The 19816-nt window shown below is 35.9% G+C and carries 15 protein-coding genes and 3 pseudogenes; 9 read left to right on the top strand and 9 right to left on the bottom strand.

Annotated features, from left to right (window positions below; genetic code table 11):
• Nucleotides 1-99 precede the first annotated feature (99 nt).
• Nucleotides 100-846, top strand: a complete 747-nt coding sequence (locus E8M05_RS09820; protein WP_013852251.1) for a CppA family protein — start codon at nt 100-102, stop codon at nt 844-846.
• Nucleotides 843-1763, top strand: coding sequence for a serine hydrolase domain-containing protein (locus E8M05_RS09815; protein ID WP_003066469.1), 921 nt, complete (start codon nt 843-845; stop codon nt 1761-1763). Before E8M05_RS09820 ends, E8M05_RS09815 begins: the two co-directional genes overlap by 4 nt.
• A 187-nt stretch (nt 1764-1950) precedes the next feature.
• Here E8M05_RS09815 and E8M05_RS09810 read toward each other — a convergent pair whose 3' ends face one another.
• Nucleotides 1951-3861 carry a BglG family transcription antiterminator gene (locus E8M05_RS09810; protein ID WP_003066467.1) on the bottom strand — a complete coding sequence of 637 codons (1911 nt, stop codon included), beginning with the start codon at nt 3859-3861 and terminating at the stop codon, nt 1951-1953.
• Between the two features lie 234 nt (nt 3862-4095).
• Between E8M05_RS09810 and E8M05_RS09805 the strand changes: the two genes are divergently transcribed.
• Together E8M05_RS09805 and E8M05_RS09800 are read left to right on the top strand one after the other, a co-directional pair.
• Nucleotides 4096-4422 (top strand): PTS sugar transporter subunit IIB, encoded by a 327-nt coding sequence (locus E8M05_RS09805; protein WP_003066466.1) that lies wholly within the window; start codon nt 4096-4098, stop codon nt 4420-4422.
• 5 nt (nt 4423-4427) lie between these two features.
• Complete coding sequence (locus tag E8M05_RS09800) at nt 4428-5690, top strand: PTS sugar transporter subunit IIC (protein ID WP_013852250.1); 1263 nt, start codon at nt 4428-4430, stop codon at nt 5688-5690.
• A 110-nt stretch (nt 5691-5800) separates the two neighbouring features.
• Here the strand turns inward: E8M05_RS09800 and E8M05_RS11750 are convergent.
• Nucleotides 5801-7032, bottom strand: a pseudogene (locus E8M05_RS11750) (IS110 family RNA-guided transposase).
• A 314-nt stretch (nt 7033-7346) separates the two neighbouring features.
• Here E8M05_RS11750 and E8M05_RS09790 point away from each other — a divergent pair.
• Both E8M05_RS09790 and E8M05_RS09785 read left to right on the top strand, forming a co-directional pair.
• Nucleotides 7347-7670, top strand: a complete 324-nt coding sequence (locus tag E8M05_RS09790) for a PTS lactose/cellobiose transporter subunit IIA (protein ID WP_231557404.1) — start codon at nt 7347-7349, stop codon at nt 7668-7670.
• Nucleotides 7671-7672: 2 nt separating this feature from the next.
• On the top strand, nt 7673-9133 hold the full coding sequence (locus E8M05_RS09785; protein WP_003066457.1) for a glycoside hydrolase family 1 protein: 1461 nt from the start codon (nt 7673-7675) through the stop codon (nt 9131-9133).
• Nucleotides 9134-9221: 88 nt separating this feature from the next.
• Here E8M05_RS09785 and E8M05_RS11640 read toward each other — a convergent pair.
• The 3 genes and pseudogenes from E8M05_RS11640 to pflB form a co-directional block, all read right to left on the bottom strand.
• A pseudogene (locus E8M05_RS11640) lies at nt 9222-9522 on the bottom strand (transposase); the annotation flags it as partial.
• A gap of 180 nt (nt 9523-9702) precedes the next feature.
• Nucleotides 9703-10140 carry a GNAT family N-acetyltransferase gene (locus E8M05_RS09775; protein WP_003066456.1) on the bottom strand — a complete coding sequence of 146 codons (438 nt, stop codon included), beginning with the start codon at nt 10138-10140 and terminating at the stop codon, nt 9703-9705.
• 59 nt (nt 10141-10199) lie between these two features.
• Nucleotides 10200-12524, bottom strand: coding sequence for a formate C-acetyltransferase (pflB, locus tag E8M05_RS09770; RefSeq protein WP_003066455.1), 2325 nt, complete (start codon nt 12522-12524; stop codon nt 10200-10202).
• A 225-nt stretch (nt 12525-12749) separates the two neighbouring features.
• Between pflB and dinB the strand changes: the two genes are divergently transcribed.
• Nucleotides 12750-13847, top strand: coding sequence for a DNA polymerase IV (gene dinB, locus E8M05_RS09765; protein ID WP_041973777.1), 1098 nt, complete (start codon nt 12750-12752; stop codon nt 13845-13847).
• A gap of 54 nt (nt 13848-13901) precedes the next feature.
• Here the strand turns inward: dinB and E8M05_RS09760 are convergent, their stop codons facing one another.
• The 4 genes and pseudogenes from E8M05_RS09760 to rnhC all read right to left on the bottom strand — a co-directional run bounded on the left by E8M05_RS09760 (nt 13902) and on the right by rnhC (nt 18760).
• A complete protein-coding gene (locus tag E8M05_RS09760; protein WP_003066453.1) occupies nt 13902-14405 on the bottom strand; it encodes a hypothetical protein in 504 nt (167 codons plus the stop codon).
• A gap of 522 nt (nt 14406-14927) precedes the next feature.
• Nucleotides 14928-17120: pseudogene (gene recD2, locus E8M05_RS09755) on the bottom strand (SF1B family DNA helicase RecD2); the annotation flags it as partial.
• 127 nt (nt 17121-17247) lie between these two features.
• Nucleotides 17248-17841 (bottom strand): signal peptidase I, encoded by a 594-nt coding sequence (gene lepB / locus E8M05_RS09750; protein ID WP_003066451.1) that lies wholly within the window; start codon nt 17839-17841, stop codon nt 17248-17250.
• Between the two features lie 16 nt (nt 17842-17857).
• On the bottom strand, nt 17858-18760 hold the full coding sequence (rnhC, locus tag E8M05_RS09745; RefSeq protein ID WP_013852248.1) for a ribonuclease HIII: 903 nt from the start codon (nt 18758-18760) through the stop codon (nt 17858-17860).
• Nucleotides 18761-18881: 121 nt separating this feature from the next.
• Between rnhC and zapA the strand changes: the two genes are divergently transcribed.
• Entirely contained in the window at nt 18882-19190 is a 309-nt protein-coding gene (gene zapA, locus E8M05_RS09740; protein ID WP_003066449.1) for a cell division protein ZapA, read from the top strand.
• Nucleotides 19191-19192: 2 nt separating this feature from the next.
• On the top strand, nt 19193-19741 hold the full coding sequence (locus E8M05_RS09735) for a CvpA family protein (RefSeq protein ID WP_003066448.1): 549 nt from the start codon (nt 19193-19195) through the stop codon (nt 19739-19741).
• The last annotated feature ends 75 nt before the right edge of the window (nt 19742-19816 follow it).

Below are 19816 nucleotides of genomic sequence, written 5' to 3'. Positions count from 1 at the left end.
CAAACTAAATAATTTTTTCTAAAATAGAAAAGACCTAGTCCTTATTTTGTAGGAACTGTATTGAAAATTTAATAAATGAAACATTGTGAGGAGACAGTTATGACTTTATTTGACGAAGTTACGTTTAGGCATCCCGTTTTGCGAATCAATAATCGTGATCACAACATTGAGTTTTATAAAAAATTAGGTTTTAAACTAGTTAACGAAGAAAATGCGATTGCTGAGTTTTCAACCAAACAAAAAAAAGCTAGTTTTGTTATTGAGGAATCACCATCGCCCTATACACATGCTGTTGAGGGAACAAAAAAACTTAATAAGATTGTTGTTAAAATTCCGAATGCCGATGAAGTGACAGCTATCTTAGGAAATAGTGTTGCTGTTGAGCGTCTCTTTAAAGGTAAAAATGGATATGCCTTTGAAACGTTATCACCAGAAGGTGACCTTTTTCTTTTACATTCTGAAGATGATATTCAACAATTAACTGAAATCGATAGTGTCAATTTCCCTAAAAATGATGAGTTAAAAGAAGTTTCTGATTTTAGCTTCGAAAGTATGACACTTAACGTGGCTGATGAAGCAGCTGCGCGTGCCTTTTACGATGATGTTTTTGAAGGACAATTTCCGCTTGATATCCAATTTGTGCAAGCGCAAGGTGCAGATTTAGCCGTTGACCCGCTTGAAACTTGGGATGTGGAAATTTTAGAATGTCAAGTTCCTGACAATTATGATTTGAAAGCCTTGGCTAGCTTTTTAGAAGATAAAGGGCAAACTGTTTATTTGGATAAAAAAGCGAGTGTCTTAGTACTTTCTGACCCTAGTAATATTGAAATTTGGTTTATCAAATGATAGATTTGCTAGAAATTATTAATAATCAAATCAATCGTAATATTTATCATGGAGCTAGTTTAGCTCTTTTTAAAGATGGTCAATGGTCAGAACATTATATTGGTACGATTGACGGTGTCACTCCTATAAAATCTGGTTTGATTTACGATTTGGCATCCGTTTCCAAGGTAGTTGGCGTTGGAACAGTTATCACTTCTCTTTTATATCAAGGAAGATTAGAGTTGGATGCGCCTTTGGTGCGGTATTATCCTGATTTTCACGAGTCATCTGTAACCTTACGACAACTTTTAACACATAGTAGTGGGATAAATCCTTTTATCCCTAATCGTGATAATCTGAATGCAGCTGAGTTGAAAGAAGCCATTAATCACATTGCTGTGGAGGGAAGGAAAGTTTTTCTTTACACAGACATCAATTTTCTTTTGCTTGGCTTTATGCTGGAAGAGATTTATGGCAAGTCACTTGATGTGATTTTTAAAGATGAAGTCTTTCAGCCTTTTGGCATGACAAATACTGGTTTTGGTCCAGTAAAAAAGGCGGTGCCTACGGTTGCTGGCATCGGTGATGGAGTTGTTCATGATCCAAAAGCCAAAGTTCTTGGCATTCATTCTGGTTCAGCAGGGTTATTTTCAAACCTGCAGGATTTAGAAAAGTTTTGTCAGCATTATCTAACAGATGATTTTGCGAGTGATATTTGGCAAAATTTCAGTCAAGCGAATAAAGAACGTTCGCTGGCATGGAATAAAGAGGGCGATTGGCTTGACCATACTGGTTACACAGGCACTTATGTGGCAATCAATCGTAAGGAGCAAAAGGCTGCTATTTTTCTGACTAATCGTACATATGCTTATGATGATAGACCTCTGTGGATTGAGGAACGTCAGAGAATTTCACGATGGATTCAACGAAATGATTAAAGGATGTTAAGAATAGAAAACCAAAAACTGCATTTGTTATATAACAATGCAGTTTTTTCATGAATTGCTATTTTTATGGGAAATAGTAGACTATGCTGACATTTTGATACTATGAGGTTATATTGCTAGATATTTATTTAAACGGCTTAATTGATTTATAGAACCATATTAATCTAAGACGTTGTATTTATGCATTAATAAATATTTCAACGAATTCATCATACGTTTTAGATTTTTTTATTTTAGCTAAGTTGTCTTTTGAATTGATAGTATCAGTAATATGTTCAAATATTTCTCTAAATCTAGTTCTATCATCATTTGAAATAGATAGAAGGAATACAACATTCACATATTGCTCATCCCATTTAATAGGTTTTTCTTGAATATGTACATAAATTGTGGTATTTAAACAATTATTGTGCAACGAATGAGGAATTGCAAAATTACCAAATGCAGTCGATGATAATTTTTCTCGTTCTTTCACTTCGCTGGTATATGTTGCTGTTGTATATTCGTGTTTATATAAGATATCACATATATCTTCTATTGCTTCGATAGGATTAGAATAAATCTTATCAGTAGAAAAGAATTCTTTTTTAAAAATGTTCTTGATATAGCTAGTTTTCTTTTTCTTTTCTTTAACAAAATTGATGATATTTCTTATTTCATTAGTATCATTTTGAGTTAAAAATGGTGTGATATATAAGCTAGGAACATCAATATAATGTTCAATTGAATATGATGATAATAATAAATCATGATGAGGTGCATAAGATAAATAATCATCAATTGATGTATAAATTTCTAAAATAACGAGATCACCCTGGAATTGGTTTTGTATTTTAGTGCTTAGGGAGTTCTTTAGGTTATAATATTCAGGAATTAATAAGATGGTTGATAGCTTAGATTGTAGTGACTTTTGTAATTCTAAAATGCCACCAATGTGAAAAGTAATATATGTAATTTCATCATCGTTTAAATCAATATCATAATGTTTTTTTAATTTGTTAGTTATATATACAGCCACTTCATAAATAAATGGACATTGAACTTTAATTTTATGTTTTAAAGGATTACTATTTAATAAATTATTATCATTTCTAATTAATAAATTATGTAAATGAATAGCGAATCGATCAATGAATTCTGGTGTATCTAAATCAATAGCGAATAATCTTTTAATATTGAGACTTAGTTGAGTTACAAAGTTAATTAAATCATCACCTACAAAGGATGCAACCTCACTTTTTGTTGATTTAGTGCTATTAATAGAAATTCCTCGACATATGATTAACAATGCTAATTCACCTATTTCAGTATTTGTGAAGGTGATATTAAAATATTTTTCAAATTTAGCAGATAAATCTTGAGCGATAATATATTCATGTGAACTATTGCTAATTTGTTGATCACTATGTTTTTCAACGCAACCATTTTGAATACGTTTAATGGTGATTGCAACATGACGTACAAGATTGGAAAGTGAAAAATCATTGATAAAATATTGATGTTCTTCAAATGTAGATTGAATTGTTTGTTGAATGAGTGTGAAATCAAGATCTGGGAATATAGTATTTAGAAACGATCCACAACCAAAGTAATTTTGTGATTCTTTAATGATATATGAGTTTAAAAATTTCCTTTTATTTTTCTCGCTCCCCTCGATCCATACAATCTCCTTAGCAATTTGCAATGAGCAATGATATTGTTTACAGATTGTATTAATTTTTTGACAATCAGCTTTAAAAGTTGATTCGCTTATATATAGTTTGTCCATGAAATCATATATATTAGTTTGGTTTTGTGAACGTTTCTCGATTAATAGTGACGTCAAAATATAGTTAAAACGTTCTTCTGGTGTTTGTGGAATGGTATTATTTTGGGTTAAATTTTCTTTCACTAATTCTAAAGTTTGAATATTGATTCGATAACCTTGCCGTGAAGAATCTATTAAATAATTGGCTTCGTCATTAATTTCTGATATATATTTTTTAATTGTACGGGTGGATAATTGAAATTCATTAGATAAATCTTTGCTAGTAGTCCAATCATTTCTTTGTTTTAAAAACGCAATGATTTTACGGTTAATTTCTTTCATCGCATTATCCTCCTAACTGCTAAATTTTATTAACATAAGTATAACATATCACTTGATAGAATAGAGGATATAGAATTTCACTTATATGGTGAAAGATGCTGTATTTATTTTGCTTCACCACTATGGTGAAAACAATAATTTGAAGATATTTTTATTATATGGGATAGTATAGATGTCATCGGTAAACGTGCACAAAAAATCCGAGATTATAATAATTTTACGAGGAGAAACAGTATGAAAGAATTAAAGGTTTTGCTTGCTTGTGGGTCTGGAGCTAGTTCGGGATTCATGGCAAGTAGTATGAGAAAAGCTGCCATAGAAAACAACGTAAACGCTGATATTCATGCGGTTAGCGATTCGGAAATTCCTGCGTATATGGACAAAGTTGATGTTATCATGTTAGGTCCACATATCAGATATTTAGAAGAGGAATTAAAAGCTAAAGCAGCAGTTTATGGGATACCGGTTGCTTGTATTTCACAAAAAGCATATGGCGTATTGGATGGTAAAAGAGCATTAGCGGAAACCATTCAATTATATAAAGCATCTAGAGGGAAGTGAAAACTATGATGAATAAGTTTATATCTTGGCTAAACAGTAGCTTAACGCCAAGGGTTAATAAGGTTAGCAAAAATATTTGGATTCAATCAATTCAAAATGCAATTATGTTATCACTTCCAATGATTTTTGTTGGTTCCTTGATTTCAGTAGTATCTTTATTTAGAAACTTCATTCCTGCATTACCTGATTTAAATCCAATTAATCAATTTTCATTTGGGCTGTTTTCACTATTCGTAGCATTCTTATTACCATACCAAATTATGGAGAAGAAAAAGCTCGACAAAAAGAAGATCTTAGCTGGTTTTAGTTCACTTTGTTTATTCATGATGTTAATTCGTCCCGAGTTCACAGATACTGGCGCATTATTTGATTTTTCCAGATTTGGTGCAGCAGGTATGTTAGTTGCATTATTCTCTGGTGTTGTTTCTTCAGTTATCATGAGTATTTCTGTTAAATTCTCATTGTTTGGTAAAAATAGCCCGATTCCTGATTTTGTACAGCAATGGTTTGATAATATGATTCCTATTTCAATCATTCTAATTGTTGGTTATATTTTAGTTTATGCATTAAACTTCGATTTTTTTGCGATAATTCTTACGTTGTTCAACCCAATTGTTGAAATAGCTCAAACATTACCTGGATTTGTATTGGTTTGTTTCTTACCAGTACTACTATATTCATTTGGTATTTCAAGTTGGATTATCACTCCGATTACATTTACTATTTGTTTAGGGGCTATCGCAGCAAATGCAGAAGCTGTTGCTGCTGGCTTGCCTGCTACCAATATTACGACATTTGAAGTCATTTATTGTGGGTGGGTATTTATTGGAGGGCAAGGTGGTACATTACCATTGGTGCTCATGATGTTAAAATCTAAATCAAAAAGACTAAGTTCTGTGGGTAAAGCGACAATTGTTCCATCAATTTTTAATATTAATGAACCAGTCATTTTTGGTGCTCCAATTGCTTGGAACTTCACCTTAATTATCCCATTTTTACTAAATGCGTTAATCATCCCTATTATCGTGTACTGTGTATTAAGGGCTGGTTTAGTGTCAATCCCATCTCAATTATTCACTTTATATCAAATGCCCCTACCAATTGCTACTTGGTTAGTATGCCCTGAAATTCAAAGTTTAGTCTTATTTGTATTGGTTGTAGTAATTAACTCATTAATTTGGTTTCCGTTCTTTAAAGCTTACGAAAACCAATGTTTAAAAGAAGAATCTGAAGAAATTGAAGATTTAGATTTATCTTTAGAACTATAGTTAGATTTTAAAAAAGGAGAAGTTTGAAAAAAATAAAAGTTAATTGATTTATTATTTACCCCAATTTTGGGCACACTAAAAAGAGGTTTTAAACCTTAATTTTTAAAAACCTAACTAACATTGAATCCATGTTGTTGTGCAAATCGAATAGCATCTTGAACAGACATTGTCTTGTCAGGGTTTCTAATTTCGGTTAAGCCTTGCAAGATTGGGTTATAGTTTTCTTTCTTAAGAAGCACTTGGTAGATAGCTACTAGAAGTTTACGGCAGATGGCGATAATCGCTTTTCGGTGTCCACGACGCTTCTTGAGCTTGAGATATTTGTTCCGAAACTCGGGATGTTTATCTGACTTGACAACAGCGTTAGCGATTTGTACAAGAAATGGTTTGAGGTATCTGCCACCTTTGGAAATGCGAGTAGAGTATTTCTTGCCAGCGCTCTCATTGTTGGTAGGGACTAGTCCCGCCCAAGAACAGAGTTTCCCGGCAGATTCAAAAACAGACATATCTGCTCCAATTTCAGAAATGATTCTGAGAGCAGAGAGTTCATCCTTGAAACCAGGTACATTTTGAATGAGCTTGACTTGTTCTTGGTATTCACGCCCCAGTTCACGAATCATCTGTTCTAAATCCTCTTTACAGATAGCGAGAGCATCGTAGTGGGCTTTGATAACTCTGATTTTCTCAGCTTGTTCAGAGGTTAAGTCTCCTTGTGTAGCGATTTCTAAGTCCTGAACTTTATCCATCATTCTCTTGTGAACCAACTGTTCAATGTTTGGTTTCTCGTCTGGATTGTCAAGGATGCTTCTAATAATCTTTTGAGCACTCTTTCCAAAAACATCGGAAACGACACTTGCAATCTGGAGGTTAGACCAAGTGAGGCAGTTCTGGTAACGATTTTTCTCGCTACCGCATGAAGCTCACACAGCTTCATGCGGTAGCGGAAGAGGTCACGAAGTTGCCTGATTTTGAGAGGAGGGATAAAAGAAGAAGCAACGAGGTCATGCTTGAAGAGGTCGGCAATCCATTGCGCATCTTTTTTGTCGGTTTTCTTGCCTCGAATAGCTTTGACATACTTAGGATGAGCCAAATAGATATTGGTGTGTTCTTCGAGGATATTGAAAACAGGAATCCAGTATTTACCAGTAGATTCCATACAGACATCAAAGCATGAATAGTATTCTAACCAATCTCGTAGCTGAAGAAGTCCGTTCGTAAAGGTAGAGAAACGTTTACGGTGGTAGCTAGTGATTCCGTGATTGTCGGTGATGGCAATAACCGCTACGATAAAAGTTTTATGCACATCAATGCCACAACAATTTGGGTAAACAATTTTTAACATGAGGGGTCTCCCTTCACAAAAATTTGAGAAGAGCCTATCCCTTGACTGCTCTTCCCTTTCACAAACGAGTCGCTTATTCAATTATAAGTTTACGTGCTCACAGTCACAGTTAGTTGTGCTTGATGGGAAGAACTACACCTATAAATATGCGAGGTAGTGGCTATACCACTCACTTACTCTCCTCCCCGTGATTTGTAGTTGTGATAGGCTTTCTCGCTTTAATTATAAACTAAAATAAAGAGCACAACACTTTTTCATTCAGTGTTGTGCCTTGAGTGAAACGAAAGGAATGAATTATAAATATGAATAATGAAATGACTACAGTAGCGATGCAAATGATTTTGCATGCTGGAGACGCAAGAACTTATATAGTAGAGGCTTTACAAAATATCAAAATATTTAATTTTGAAGTAGCTAAAGAAAAAATAGCTCAGGCAGAGAAAGAATTAATAGAAGCTCACCAAACTCAAACAAAAGTTCTTCAAGAAGAAGCTAACGGAATGAAACATGAATTATATGTATTATTTATTCATGCACAAGATACACTTATGACTATAAAAAGTGAATATGAGTTAGCCCGTCAATTGATCGAAATTTTTGAATCAATTGATGAACGTCTTAAAAAGGTTGGTGTTTAATTATGATTAAAGAAGTGAGACATGGTTTTCCAAAAGATTTCATGTGGGGTGGGGCTATTGCCGCTAATCAATGTGAAGGTGCTTGGGATGTAGATGGTAAAGGGATGAGTACGGCCGATATTCATCCATACTTACCAAACTTAAATCGCAAAGAATTGGATTTTAATCACTTGGATAGTCAGATTTTTGAAAAATTTAAAGGTAATGATGATTATTATTATCCTAACCATAAAGGAGTCGAGTTCTTTTATAGGTATAAAGAATACTTTGCTTTGTTACATGAAATGGGGTTCACATGTTTCCGTATGTCAATTGCTTGGACTCGCATTTTTCCTACAGGTGAAGAAGATAAACCTAATGAAGCAGGTTTAAAACATTATCATGATGTTTTTCAAGAGTTAAAGAAATATGGTATTGAACCAATCGTGACAATGAGCCACTATGAAATGCCATTACATTTAGTTGAAAAATACAATGGGTGGAGTTCCAGAGAAGTTATTGATTTATTTGTAAAATATTGTGGAACAGTGTTAAAAGAATATAAAGACGAAGTCAAATACTGGATTATTATTAACCAAATTAATTTAATTCAATATGAATGCTTTGGTTCACTTGGTATTTTAAAAGATAAAACCGATAACTATTTAGAAGCACAATTTCAAGGTATTCATCACCAATTTGTAGCTTCGGCTAAAGTAGTTAAATTAGCTAAAAGGATTAATCCTAATTTTAAAATGGGGACAATGCTAGCAGACTGTATCATTAATCCATATACATGCAATCCTAAGGATATTGAATTAGCATTACGTCGTAATCGTATGCAATACTTCTTTGGAGATGTTCAAATCTTAGGAGAATATCCACAATTTGTTATTCAATATTTTGATAAAAATGATCTCAATATCAAAATTGAAGAAGGGGATTTAGAATTAATTGCAAAATATACAGTAGATTTTCTATGTGTAAGTTACTATTATTCTCGCTGCGTTGATGCAAATAAAAATGGTATGGATGCCGATGATACAGTAGACAATCCATATTTAAAAGCAAATGAGTGGGGCTGGGCTATTAATCCTCAAGGTTTATATTGCACAATGTCAAACTATCATGATCGTTACCATGTACCAATGATGATTGGTGAAAATGGTTTCGGATATGTTGATGTATTAGAAGAGGGGAATAAAGTGCACGATACATATCGTATTGATTACTTAGGTAAGCATATTAAAGCTCTTCAAAATGCTATTGAAGATGGGTGTGATATTTTTGCTTATTGCTCATGGGCGCCATTTGATATTATTAGTGCCGGTACGGCAGAAATTTCTAAACGTTACGGATATATTTATGTGGATTACGATGATTACGGCAACGGTTCTGGTAATTTATATAAAAAAGATAGTTTTTATTGGTATAAAGAGGTTATTGAGACTAATGGTAAGAGTTTAGAAAATATCGAGCTATAAAAAAACAAAACTGCTAAGTTTATTATTCTTAGCAGTTTTTTAGGCAATGTTACAGCAGTGAAAATTTTTATTCTTTTATTCCCATTTGTCAAATTAAATTGTCCATCTTACAGTAGTTCAGAAACACTTGATAGGATGTTTGGTAATCAAGAGATTTTCTAGGGATACAATTGCGTTTACCAGCGATAGCTGATAAAAATTCTTGAGAGAGTTGAGAACCCCATTTGTTGCAGCAGTCCACCTCATCAATAAGCCGTTTGAGTGTTCGTTTAGTTTATATTGCCCAGGACAACCTAGATCCGCAAAGAAAATATCAATGTCATGTGCATTGGAAGAGATTTCCAATTAGAAAATTCCTTACTACAATCAAAGGTGATGGCTTTTGACAAGCATTCAGCCAAAGTAAGCATCACACTTTTACTCTTCTCATCAATGATAATACCCCTTATAAATAAACGAATTCTATATGGAAGTTTGGATAAATCTCACCCCTCTCCAACCTCTATTATAACAAGCTCATTTGTGCTAAGATGGTTTTTTATGTCTAACTTAATTTTACAAATTGGGATTTAAAGACTTATTTCCATGCTAATATGCATGATACCAGCTTCTTCAAATTCTTCGCCGGAGCAAGTAAAGCCAAGCTTGTCGTAGAAACCTTTTGCTGTTAATTGCGCGTGTAATACCATGCGTTTAAAGCCTCGTTTTTGACAGAATTGAATCACATCCTCTAAGAGAAGTTTTCCAAGATTTTGTCCTTGATAGGCTGGGAGTACCGCCATGCGTTGTAGTGTCGCTTCACTATGGTCTTTATTTGGCAAAATACGGCAGGTAGCGGCTGCTTGACCTTGCTCATCATAAAGGACAAAATGAAGGCAATAAGCCTCGTTCTCATCGATTTCAAGTGACATTGGCACGCCTTGCCCCTTAACAAAGACTACTTGTCGGATTCTGACAGCATCTAAATAAGTATCTGATAATGTATTTCGTGTCTGTTTGATTTTCATAGCTATATTTTAAAAACAAAAAAAGACCTTGTCAACTGACAAAGTCTTTTCTTCTACTCTTATTTTCCAGCAATGGCTTCAGCAGCATCGTCCATTGAAAGAACTTCGTGGAAGACACGTTGTGTCAATTCAGTTTTTTGTTCTTTTGTAAGATATTTAGTGTTGACACAGTAACCAGAGATACGAACGATAACATCTTCACCACTCATAATCTTGTCATAGACATCTTTAAGGTCCATAACGTTCAAGTTAACGTGTTGTCCACCGTTTTCGAAGTAACCATCAAGGATAGTTACCAAGTTATCAACTTGTTCATCGAATGTCTTACCAAGGGCACGTGGAGAAACTTGAGTTGTAAGTGAGATACCATCTGCAGCGTATGAGAAGTCAAGGCTTGCAAGTGAGTTAAGGTTTTGCAACCAACCACCACGAGCTTTGTTAGATGGATTAGCACCTGGAGAGAAGAATTCAAGTTTAGAAAGGTTCACAGTGCCATCTTCGTTAAGGTAAACACCTTTGTGGACTGGAGAGTTACCAGTTTGTTTTGAATAAGCAACGTTTGAAGTGATTGTAAGAAGTGATACAGTAGCTTCTGCATCCTTGTAGAGTTTGTGGCTACGAAGACGAGTAGTGTATGCTTCTACCAACCATTCTGCCAATTCGTTTGAACGAGGGTCATCTTCACCCCAACGTGGGTAATCACCAGTTGTTTCGTAATCGTAGATGTAACCATTTTCATCACGGATTGGTTTAACAGTAGCGTATTTGATTGCTGACAAGGTATCAACAGTATTTGCAAAACCACAGATACCGAATCCCATGTTAGCACGTTGTTTTGTTGGTAAAAATGCCATTTGGACAGCTTCGTAGTTGTACTTATCAGTCATGTAGTGAATGATGTTAAGGGCATCTACGTAAGTTGAAGTCAACCAATCAAGTGATTTTTCAAAGTTAGCTTTGACAGTTTCAAAGTCAAGAACTTCGTCACGGACAGGGTCAATATCAAAGACTTTGTAGTCTTTGTGAACATCGTCGTAACCACCGTTCAAACCAGTAAGAAGAGCTTTAAGGACGTTTACACGAGCACCAAAGTATTGGATGTTGTGACGTTGTTCTTCATTTTCTGGGTCAAGTGGTGATACACAACATGAGATACATGACATTTCACCATAACCGTCTTTAGCCATTGTTGTCACACCTTCGTATTGGATTGAAGAGTGTTTGTGTGACATTTTCATACAGTAGCGACGGAATGAATATGGCAATTTGTCAGTCCAGAGAACTGTCAAGTTTGGTTCTGGAGCATTACCAATATTATCAAGTGTGTTCAAGAAACGGTAGTCCATTTTAGTAACACGGTGACGTCCGTCAGCACCCATACCAGCCATAGAAGTTGTGATGAATGTTGGGTCACCTGAGTAAAGTTCGTCGTAAGCTTTTGTACGTGCGAATTTTACAGTACGAAGTTTCAAGACAAAATCATCAACGAATTCTTGGATTTCTGATTCTGTAAATGTACCACGAGCAAGGTCACGTTCTGCAAAGATATCAAGAACAATTGGCACACGTCCAAGAGAAGTTGCAGCACCGTTGATAACACGACAAACAGCCATAAATGCGATATTTACCCATTGGATAGCTTCTTTAACGTTCATCGCTGGTTTGCGGACATCAACACCGTAAAGGTCACCAAGTTTGACAACTTCACCAAGTGCTTGGTATTGCAAGTTAACTTCTTCACGAAGACGAATTGATTCTTCATCAATTTCAGTAATTGCATTCCAGTCGTTGGCTTTTTCTTTCATCAAGTAGTCAGCACCGTAAAGAGCAAGACGAGCATAAACACCGATAATACGCCCACGAGAGTAAGCATCTGGAAGTCCAGTTACAGTGTGTGCGTGACGTGCACGACGGATATTTGATGTATAAGCACGGAAGATACCGTCATTTACTGTAGTTACGTGTTTTGTAAAAATTTCGTGAACAGCTGGGTCAGGTTCATAGCCATGTTCCTTGAGAGCTGTTTCTGCCATACGAATTCCGCCTTTTGGCATGAAATTCAGTTTGAATAACTCATCATTTTGAATACCGTAGATTAGTTCGTCGTCTTTTGAAATATAGCCGGCAGGAATATCTGCGATTGATGTTGGACGAGTATCCATTGGGAAGCGTGTTTCTTCGTAGTGAGCTTTAGTTTCTTCAATGATTTTTTTCACTTTAAGTGAACGTTCTGTAGCAGGAGCTAAGAAGCTTTCATCACCATCATAAGGTGTGTAGTTAGCTTGTACGAAACGAGAAACGCTGGCTTTTTCTTTCCAGTCAGTACCTTTAAAGCCTTCCCAGGCTTTTTCAAAAACATCTGTATTAGTTTTAACAGTCGCCATAATGAGATTTCTCCTTAAATTCTAGTAACAGACCATCTGTTACATTTACAAGTATAGTTTATCACAAAGGAAGCGTTTTCCAAAGCAGAAAACTCGCAAAAAACGATAATCTTTTCTAGTACAGTTCCATAAAAAACACTTAACTGTACTAGAAATTTGTAAGTTTGGTTGAAAACCATGAAAATTGTTATAATAGATTCAGAAACAATCAGAAAGGACAGGCTTATGTTGATTTTTCCTTTAATTAATGACACTTCTCGAAAAATTATTCATATTGATATGGATGCCTTTTTTGCGTCGGTAGAAGAGCGGGATAATCCAGACTTGAAAGGTAAGCCTGTCATTATCGGTTCTGACCCACGAAAGACAGGTGGACGTGGTGTTGTTTCAACTTGCAATTATGAAGCCAGAAAATTTGGTGTTCATTCAGCCATGTCCTCAAAAGAAGCTTATGAGCGTTGTCCGCAAGCCGTTTTTATCTCAGGTAATTATCAAAAATATCGAAAAGTCGGTATGCAGATTCGTGAGATTTTCAAGCGTTATACGGATTTGGTTGAGCCCATGTCCATTGATGAAGCTTATTTAGATGTCACTGAAAATAAACTCGGCATCAAATCAGCTCTTAAAATTGCCAAAATGATTCAATATGATATTTGGCAAGAAGTCCATTTAACCTGCTCGGCAGGTGTCTCTTATAACAAATTTTTAGCTAAACTCGCTTCGGATTTTGAAAAACCGAAAGGATTAACTTTAATTTTACCAGAAGATGCCCAAGATTTTCTAGAAAAACTTCCTATTGAAAAATTTTACGGTGTCGGAAAACGGTCTGTTGAAAAATTGCATCAACTGGGTGTTTTTACGGGAGCAGATTTGTTGGAAATTCCTGAAATGACCTTGATCGATCTTTTTGGTCGCTTTGGCTATGATTTGTATCGTAAGGCGCGTGGCATTTCAAATTCGCCAGTCAAGTCTAACCGCATTCGCAAATCAATTGGAAGTGAGCGAACTTATGGTAAATTATTATATGAAGAAGATGATGTCAAATCGGAAATTTCAAAGAATGCCCAGCGAGTGGTTGACACGCTTCAACGTAATCATAAAGTTGGTCGGACAATTGTCTTAAAAGTGCGTTATTCGGATTTTTCAACCTTAACCAAACGAATAACCCTTGATGATGTCACCAATGATTTTGAAGTGATTGACCAAGTTGCTAAAACGATTTACGATAGCTTAGACGAGTCAAAATTGGGTGTTCGCTTGTTGGGGGTGACCGTCACAGGTTTAGAGGATAATATCCAACCCTTGAATTTATTTGACAATTAAAATACCGCCTTAGTAAGTTGCTGAGACGGTATTGATTTTTATAGATTATAATACTTATTCAGCTTTAGTGACGGCCTCGTCATTTTCCTCTTCGTCTTTATCTAATAATTGCCCTGCTTTTGCATAGACATAGCCATAAAGAGCTAGGAAAATAACTGGGAGAAGGAAGGTTGTAACTGATAATGTGCTACCTAAAACAACTGCAAGAATAATGCCTGTTACATTATAGACAACTGTGTAAACCAAACCAAGGCGGTAAGGTGTCAAGCTTGGAGCATCTTCTTTGATTTTAGGTAAATTTTTGAACGCTAAGAAGGCAATGGCAATATTTGCAATCAAAGCAACAATCATGATAATAACGTTCCAGACATTTGTAGCTGCCACGATTGTTTGGTAAGTATCGGCATCATAAGTACTTTTAATGGTGTCAAGATTATTAAGTAACGTGAAGTAGCTGATAATAGTAAAGATTTTTGCAAGGACTGCAAGAACATTTACCCATGCAATAAAGAGCGTCCAAGAACACAATGATTGACGAATTTTTTCATAAGAAACCATATCAAACCTCCTAAAACAATGATTATACTAATGTGATAGTACAAATATTATAACACAAAATTTCTCTCTGTAAATAGCTTTTTATCAATACTTAGTATTTTGATAAAGCTTGTCGTTTCAAGGGATTGGACTGTTTTAAACATCAAAATATTTTAAGTGTAGAAGCTTTGAAACATTTGTATTACACTCTGAGTTATAAATAACCCCATGATTGTGAGTATCATGGGGTGGCTGTTATTTCTTAAAAAATTGTTCAATGTCGGCTTGGGTAATGCCAATCATTGGGTTGATAAATGCCAAGTTTTCTTCTGTCAAGCGATAGATTTTTGGTTCTTGCTCTGTTTGTGTTTGCTCATTTTCGGCAATATCTAGTGTCAGTTGAATGTTTTCTTCTTTAGAAATATTTGTTTTGGGAGAAGTTGGAGAGGTGATTTTCTCAGCTTCATTATCTGTTTTAGGTGATGTTTGTTGAGAAATTTCAGTTTGTAAATCAATACTTTCTTCTTCTTGAGCGGAGCTTGTAAAGCGTTGAACAAGATAGGTGTTGCGCTTAGCGCCTTCGTTTTTTATGGCGTAATCAAAGGCGGCAATTTCCCCTAACATCACTAATTTACTCTTAGAGCGGGTGATAGCTGTGTAAATGAGGTTACGTTGTAAGAGTCGGTGACTTTGGCGAGTGATCGGCAAAATGACAACCTGAAATTCGCTCCCTTGTGATTTGTGGATTGACATGGCGTAAGCAAGGGTGATTTTATGCCATTCATTACGAGGGTAGGTAACTTCAGTGCCGTCAAAAGACATGTAAAGCTCGTCTTGTTTGGATTCGGTATATTTAGCAGGAATAAGGTCTGTAATATAGCCGATATCACCATTGAAAACATTGAGTTCAGCATCGTTGATGAGGTGGAGAACTTTGTCACCCTTACGGAAATTCATCTCACCCAAGGCAAACGAGAGTTGATCTTTAAGCGGGTTAAGTAAATCCTGAATAATGGTATTAAGTCGATTAATCCCAGCTGCGCCACGGTACATTGGGGCAAGAATTTGTATTTCTTGTGGGTCGATTCCACTCTTAACAGCTGCGCTGACAATTTTAGGAATCATTTCTGGGATATATTGTGCACTTGCTTCAAAATAAGAACGGTCAGCTTTCTTTTGTGTGAAGTCAGCTGGTAATTTTCCAAGTCTCATCTGATTAGCAAGTGTAACAATGGTTGAATCTTCTGATTGTCTAAAGATTTTAGTCAATGCTAGTTGAGGAAGAGCTTCAATTTTTAATAAATCAGCTAATACTTGCCCAGGACCGACAGACGGCAATTGGTCACTATCTCCAACGATGATGACTTGAGTATTGGACGAAATGGAACTAAAGAGTTGATTGGCAAGCCAAGTATCAACCATCGAAAATTCATCAATGATAATCAAGTCACAGTCGAGATAATCATCAATAGCTTGGTAGTCGTTATCACCATTTAACCCCAAATGGCGGTGAATAGTCGCACTTGGCAAGCCTGTTAATTCATTCATACGGCGGGCAGCACGTCCTGTTGGCGCTGCTAAGATGATAGGAATCTCTTTTTTCTCAAGGTCAATTTGATGAAGGTCTGCGTAGGCAGCAATCAAACCGTTGATAACAGTCGTTTTTCCCGTCCCAGGACCACCAGTCAAAATAAACACCTTGCTCTTGAGCGCTTCTTTGATAGCATTTTTTTGTACATCGTCGTAAGAAATGCCGAAAGCTTCCTCAACGTCAGCGATTTCTTCTTGCAAGTCATCATCTGAAAACTTTTGGTCGAGTGGTGTATCAAGAATACGTGTCAAGTGTTTTTTGATACCTGATTCAGCATAGAAAAGAGTATTGTCAAAAATTTTGGTACCGACATTTTGCACCTTATCTTCAGCAATAAGTGTTGATAATTCTTTGGCAACGGCTGCGGGGTCTAACTCAACTTGTCTAGCTTCTTCAAGGGTAGTAATGGCATTTTCAAGCAAATCACGCGCTTCGACGTAAGTATCTCCTCGCTCAATAGAAGTTTCAAAAAGACTGTGTACGAGAGCGGCACGAAAACGTTGAGGAGCGTCCGCTTCGATTCCTAATTGTTCAGCGAGTTGGTCAGCGATTTTAAAACCAATCCCTTGAATGTCTTCGACTAATTGATAAGGATTTTCTTGGATAATATCAAGACTGTCTTCCTTGTATTGATTAAAAATGTCAAAGGCAACACGATTAGTCAAGCCATACTCTGCCAACTTGGCTAAAATGAGCTCTGTACCATAATTAAGCTTGAGTTTGGTTAAAAAGTTGTCTTTATTTTCCTTAGAAAGCCCAGAAATACTGTCTAATTTACTAGAGTCTTCTAGGATTTTATCAATGGTATTGTCACCGTAAAGCTGCACAATTTTTTCAGCAGTTTTTTTACCAATTCCTTTGAAATGGTCGCTTGAAAAATATTTAATTAGACCAGAAGAAGTTGGTTTGCTGCGCTCGTAACGTGTGACTCTGAGCTGTTCGCCATATTTTGGGTGTTGCGTTAATTCACCCCAAAACGTATAATTTTCTCCCTCGATAATATCAGCAATTGTTCCAGTAACAATGACTTCAAAATCATCAAAGTCTGAATCAGTATCCTCAATTTCGAGTAATACAATTTTAAAGAAATTACTGGCATCTTCAAAAATAATACGGTCAATTGTGCCAGAAAAGAAGTATTCCATAACGTGTCCTTACTTGATTACTATAATGATTTTATTATATCATTGCTAATCAGATAAACAAACTTTTAATCTATTTAGGTAGTGAGAGTTAAGAAAAGTCTGGACCAAAGAGTCCAGACTTATTTTATTAATTAATAACGCCGATTTTTGAGAGTGGCCATAAGCGGAATTTGACTTCACCGACGATATCTGATTTAGAGAAAGTTCCCACTTCACGACTATCTTTTGAAACGATACGGTCGTCTCCAAGAAGGTAATATTGTCCTTTTGGAACTTTGACTGTAAACTCGGTATTGCCATCCCTATCAGTTGTGAAAGCATCTGAGTCTTCAGCTAACTCTTGGAATAAGGTATTGTACGAATAAGTATCTTGCAGTTGGTCGTCCTCAAAGGCTTTTTTGTATTCATCTAAGTAGTCCTCGTCAACTTTCTTGCCATTAACGTAGAGGACATCATTTTTATAAGTAATGGTATCGCCTGGCATCCCAATCACGCGTTTAACAATTTCTTTTGTCTTACCGTTTTCGGTTTCTTTAGCAACAACGATATCAAAACGGTCAATAGATGTGGTTGATAGGACAATAAGACGCTCACCGTCAGCTAACGTTGGATCCATTGAATGACCGTCAACTTTTACAGGTTGCCAAATAAAGGCACGACTAAGTATAAGAATAAGAAAGAAAAGGATTAGTGGTCCCCATTCTTTAATAAAGTGTTTCATAAATCTTCCTCTACTTTTATTTTTTTAATAATGCTTGCGCTTTTTGGGTATTTGCAAAATGAAGCTTGGCAGTATGTTCTAAGCCAGACATGCCATAGGCTGTTAAAATTTGACTCGCAACTTTATCTGACTGGCTACCAGCACCGCTTGGGAGTTTGTACTGAACTTCTTGGCTAAGTTTATCGAGATTTTCTAAGAAAAGGTTGCGAGCGATGATTGAGCTGACGGCAACTGCCAAATATTTTCCTTCAGCTTTTTCTTCGAGTGTCAGCGGATTAGCAAATTGGTTGGCTTCATTTTTAAGGTATTTTTGATAATTTTGCCGACTGGTAAAAGCATCGATAACAATTTTTTCGGGCTTGACACCGTCTTGGAGAAGCAGATAAATAGCTTGATTGTGAAGAGCTACTTTGACAGAGACAGCGTTGTGCATTTTTCCTTTACCGACGACTTGGTTGTATTTTTGTGGGGACAATAGCAGAGCTTTATGCTTGATATTGTTTTCTAAGATTGGGGCGATTTGACGGATTTTGCTGTCTGTTAAGTTCTTGGAATCATCTACTCCAAGCTTTTTAAGCAAGGCATGGTCATCAGGGGTCACAAAACTAGCAACAACAGCCAGTCCACCAAAATAAGACCCATTACCAACCTCATCTGAGCCGATAAGGGGTATATTCTGACCACTAACGGTGTCACTTGTTGACTGGCTAGCTGATTGATAGCCAAATTGTTCAGCGATAGTTTCCGCATTTGCACCCTGAAAGACGACTTTGCCAGATGTGTAAACAAGAACCGTAACCCCTTTTACTTTTGCCGCAAAAGTGACATAGGGATTGTTATTGTTGACTTGCTGGCTAGTTAGTGCCTTTATCAGATTTTGCAAATCATCTTTACCCATTTTCATAACAATGGTATTCATGATTTTATTTTATCATAAAAACGCTCTAAGAGGGCAAAACAGTTGGCAGAAAGTGAGATTTTTCCGTGCTTACATTTTACGAAATGCTTATTTTAAGGTATAATGTCAAAGAGGTGACTATATGAAAAGTAAAAATCGTTATAGATTCGTCTTTGGTGATAAACCACTCACATTGACAACGGATAAGGATAATCTCTTCATGGAAGAGGTTGAGCGTGTAGCCAAAGAAAAATATAATACTATCAAGGAAAAATTACCACAAGCTGATAATGAAACGATTGCTATTTTGATGGCTATCAATTCGCTTTCTACTCAGCTTAGTCGTGAGATTGAAGTTGAAAAGATGGAAAAAGAATTGACGGCTCTTCGCGCTGAAGCGATTGTAGATATTAAGGAGAAAGCCAGCAAGTCTGATTCCGATGAGGATTAATTATGTTATCAATTCTTCTTGTATTGATTTTAATCTGGCATTTTTATATCGGTTATTCACGTGGGATTATTTTGCAAACCTACTATTTCATAGCAAGTATTGTCTCACTTGTGATTGCTAGCCAGTTTTATCAAACATTAGCTGAAAAAATAACGCTGTGGATTCCCTATTCTAATGCTAGTCAGGGAGCAACGGTGAATTTTTTTACGGACGTTAATATTTTTGATTTAGATCAAGTTTATTATGCGGGAGTAGCTTTTACAGCCATTTATGTGGTGGTTTATTTGCTTTTTCGTTTCATCGGTATTTTGGTGCATTTGGCGCCAATCAATCACTTTGATAATGTTAAAATGAATTGTGTCAGTGGTGTTTTAGCGATTTTAGTCACATTGATATTTTTCAATCTTGTATTTACAATATTAGCGACTGTTCCTATGACGACGGTGCAAAATATTCTATCAGGCAGCTTTCTTGGGCGCGTGATTGTCAATGATTTGCCACCTTTATCGAATATTATAAAAGCGTTATGGGTAACAGCGATTCTAGGATAATAAAGGAGTCTGGGGTAAATCACCTCAGACTTGTTCAATATATAATAAAAGCATCAGCGTGCCTAGGAAGCACGA

Source organism: Streptococcus pasteurianus, assembly GCF_004843545.1.
Taxonomy (GTDB): domain Bacteria; phylum Bacillota; class Bacilli; order Lactobacillales; family Streptococcaceae; genus Streptococcus; species Streptococcus pasteurianus.
The sequence above is the reverse complement of the archived record's forward strand: the minus strand, read 5'-3'. Positions and strand labels throughout refer to the sequence as shown.

What these genes read in the sequence shown, in the direction of transcription:
- E8M05_RS09815 (WP_003066469.1), top strand. Translation starts at nt 843, where the DNA reads ATGATAGATTTGCTAGAAATTATTAATAATCAAATCAATCGTAATATT.
- zapA (WP_003066449.1), top strand. Translation starts at nt 18,882, where the DNA reads ATGAAAAGTAAAAATCGTTATAGATTCGTCTTTGGTGATAAACCACTC.
- E8M05_RS09760 (WP_003066453.1), bottom strand. Translation starts at nt 14,405, where the DNA reads ATGGTTTCTTATGAAAAAATTCGTCAATCATTGTGTTCTTGGACGCTC.
- E8M05_RS09805 (WP_003066466.1), top strand. Translation starts at nt 4,096, where the DNA reads ATGAAAGAATTAAAGGTTTTGCTTGCTTGTGGGTCTGGAGCTAGTTCG.
- E8M05_RS09735 (WP_003066448.1), top strand. Translation starts at nt 19,193, where the DNA reads ATGTTATCAATTCTTCTTGTATTGATTTTAATCTGGCATTTTTATATC.
- E8M05_RS09800 (WP_013852250.1), top strand. Translation starts at nt 4,428, where the DNA reads ATGATGAATAAGTTTATATCTTGGCTAAACAGTAGCTTAACGCCAAGG.
- dinB (WP_041973777.1), top strand. Translation starts at nt 12,750, where the DNA reads ATGTTGATTTTTCCTTTAATTAATGACACTTCTCGAAAAATTATTCAT.
- E8M05_RS09790 (WP_231557404.1), top strand. Translation starts at nt 7,347, where the DNA reads ATGACTACAGTAGCGATGCAAATGATTTTGCATGCTGGAGACGCAAGA.
- lepB (WP_003066451.1), bottom strand. Translation starts at nt 17,841, where the DNA reads ATGAAACACTTTATTAAAGAATGGGGACCACTAATCCTTTTCTTTCTT.
- rnhC (WP_013852248.1), bottom strand. Translation starts at nt 18,760, where the DNA reads ATGAATACCATTGTTATGAAAATGGGTAAAGATGATTTGCAAAATCTG.
- E8M05_RS09775 (WP_003066456.1), bottom strand. Translation starts at nt 10,140, where the DNA reads ATGAAAATCAAACAGACACGAAATACATTATCAGATACTTATTTAGAT.
- E8M05_RS09820 (WP_013852251.1), top strand. Translation starts at nt 100, where the DNA reads ATGACTTTATTTGACGAAGTTACGTTTAGGCATCCCGTTTTGCGAATC.
- pflB (WP_003066455.1), bottom strand. Translation starts at nt 12,524, where the DNA reads ATGGCGACTGTTAAAACTAATACAGATGTTTTTGAAAAAGCCTGGGAA.
- E8M05_RS09810 (WP_003066467.1), bottom strand. Translation starts at nt 3,861, where the DNA reads ATGAAAGAAATTAACCGTAAAATCATTGCGTTTTTAAAACAAAGAAAT.
- E8M05_RS09785 (WP_003066457.1), top strand. Translation starts at nt 7,673, where the DNA reads ATGATTAAAGAAGTGAGACATGGTTTTCCAAAAGATTTCATGTGGGGT.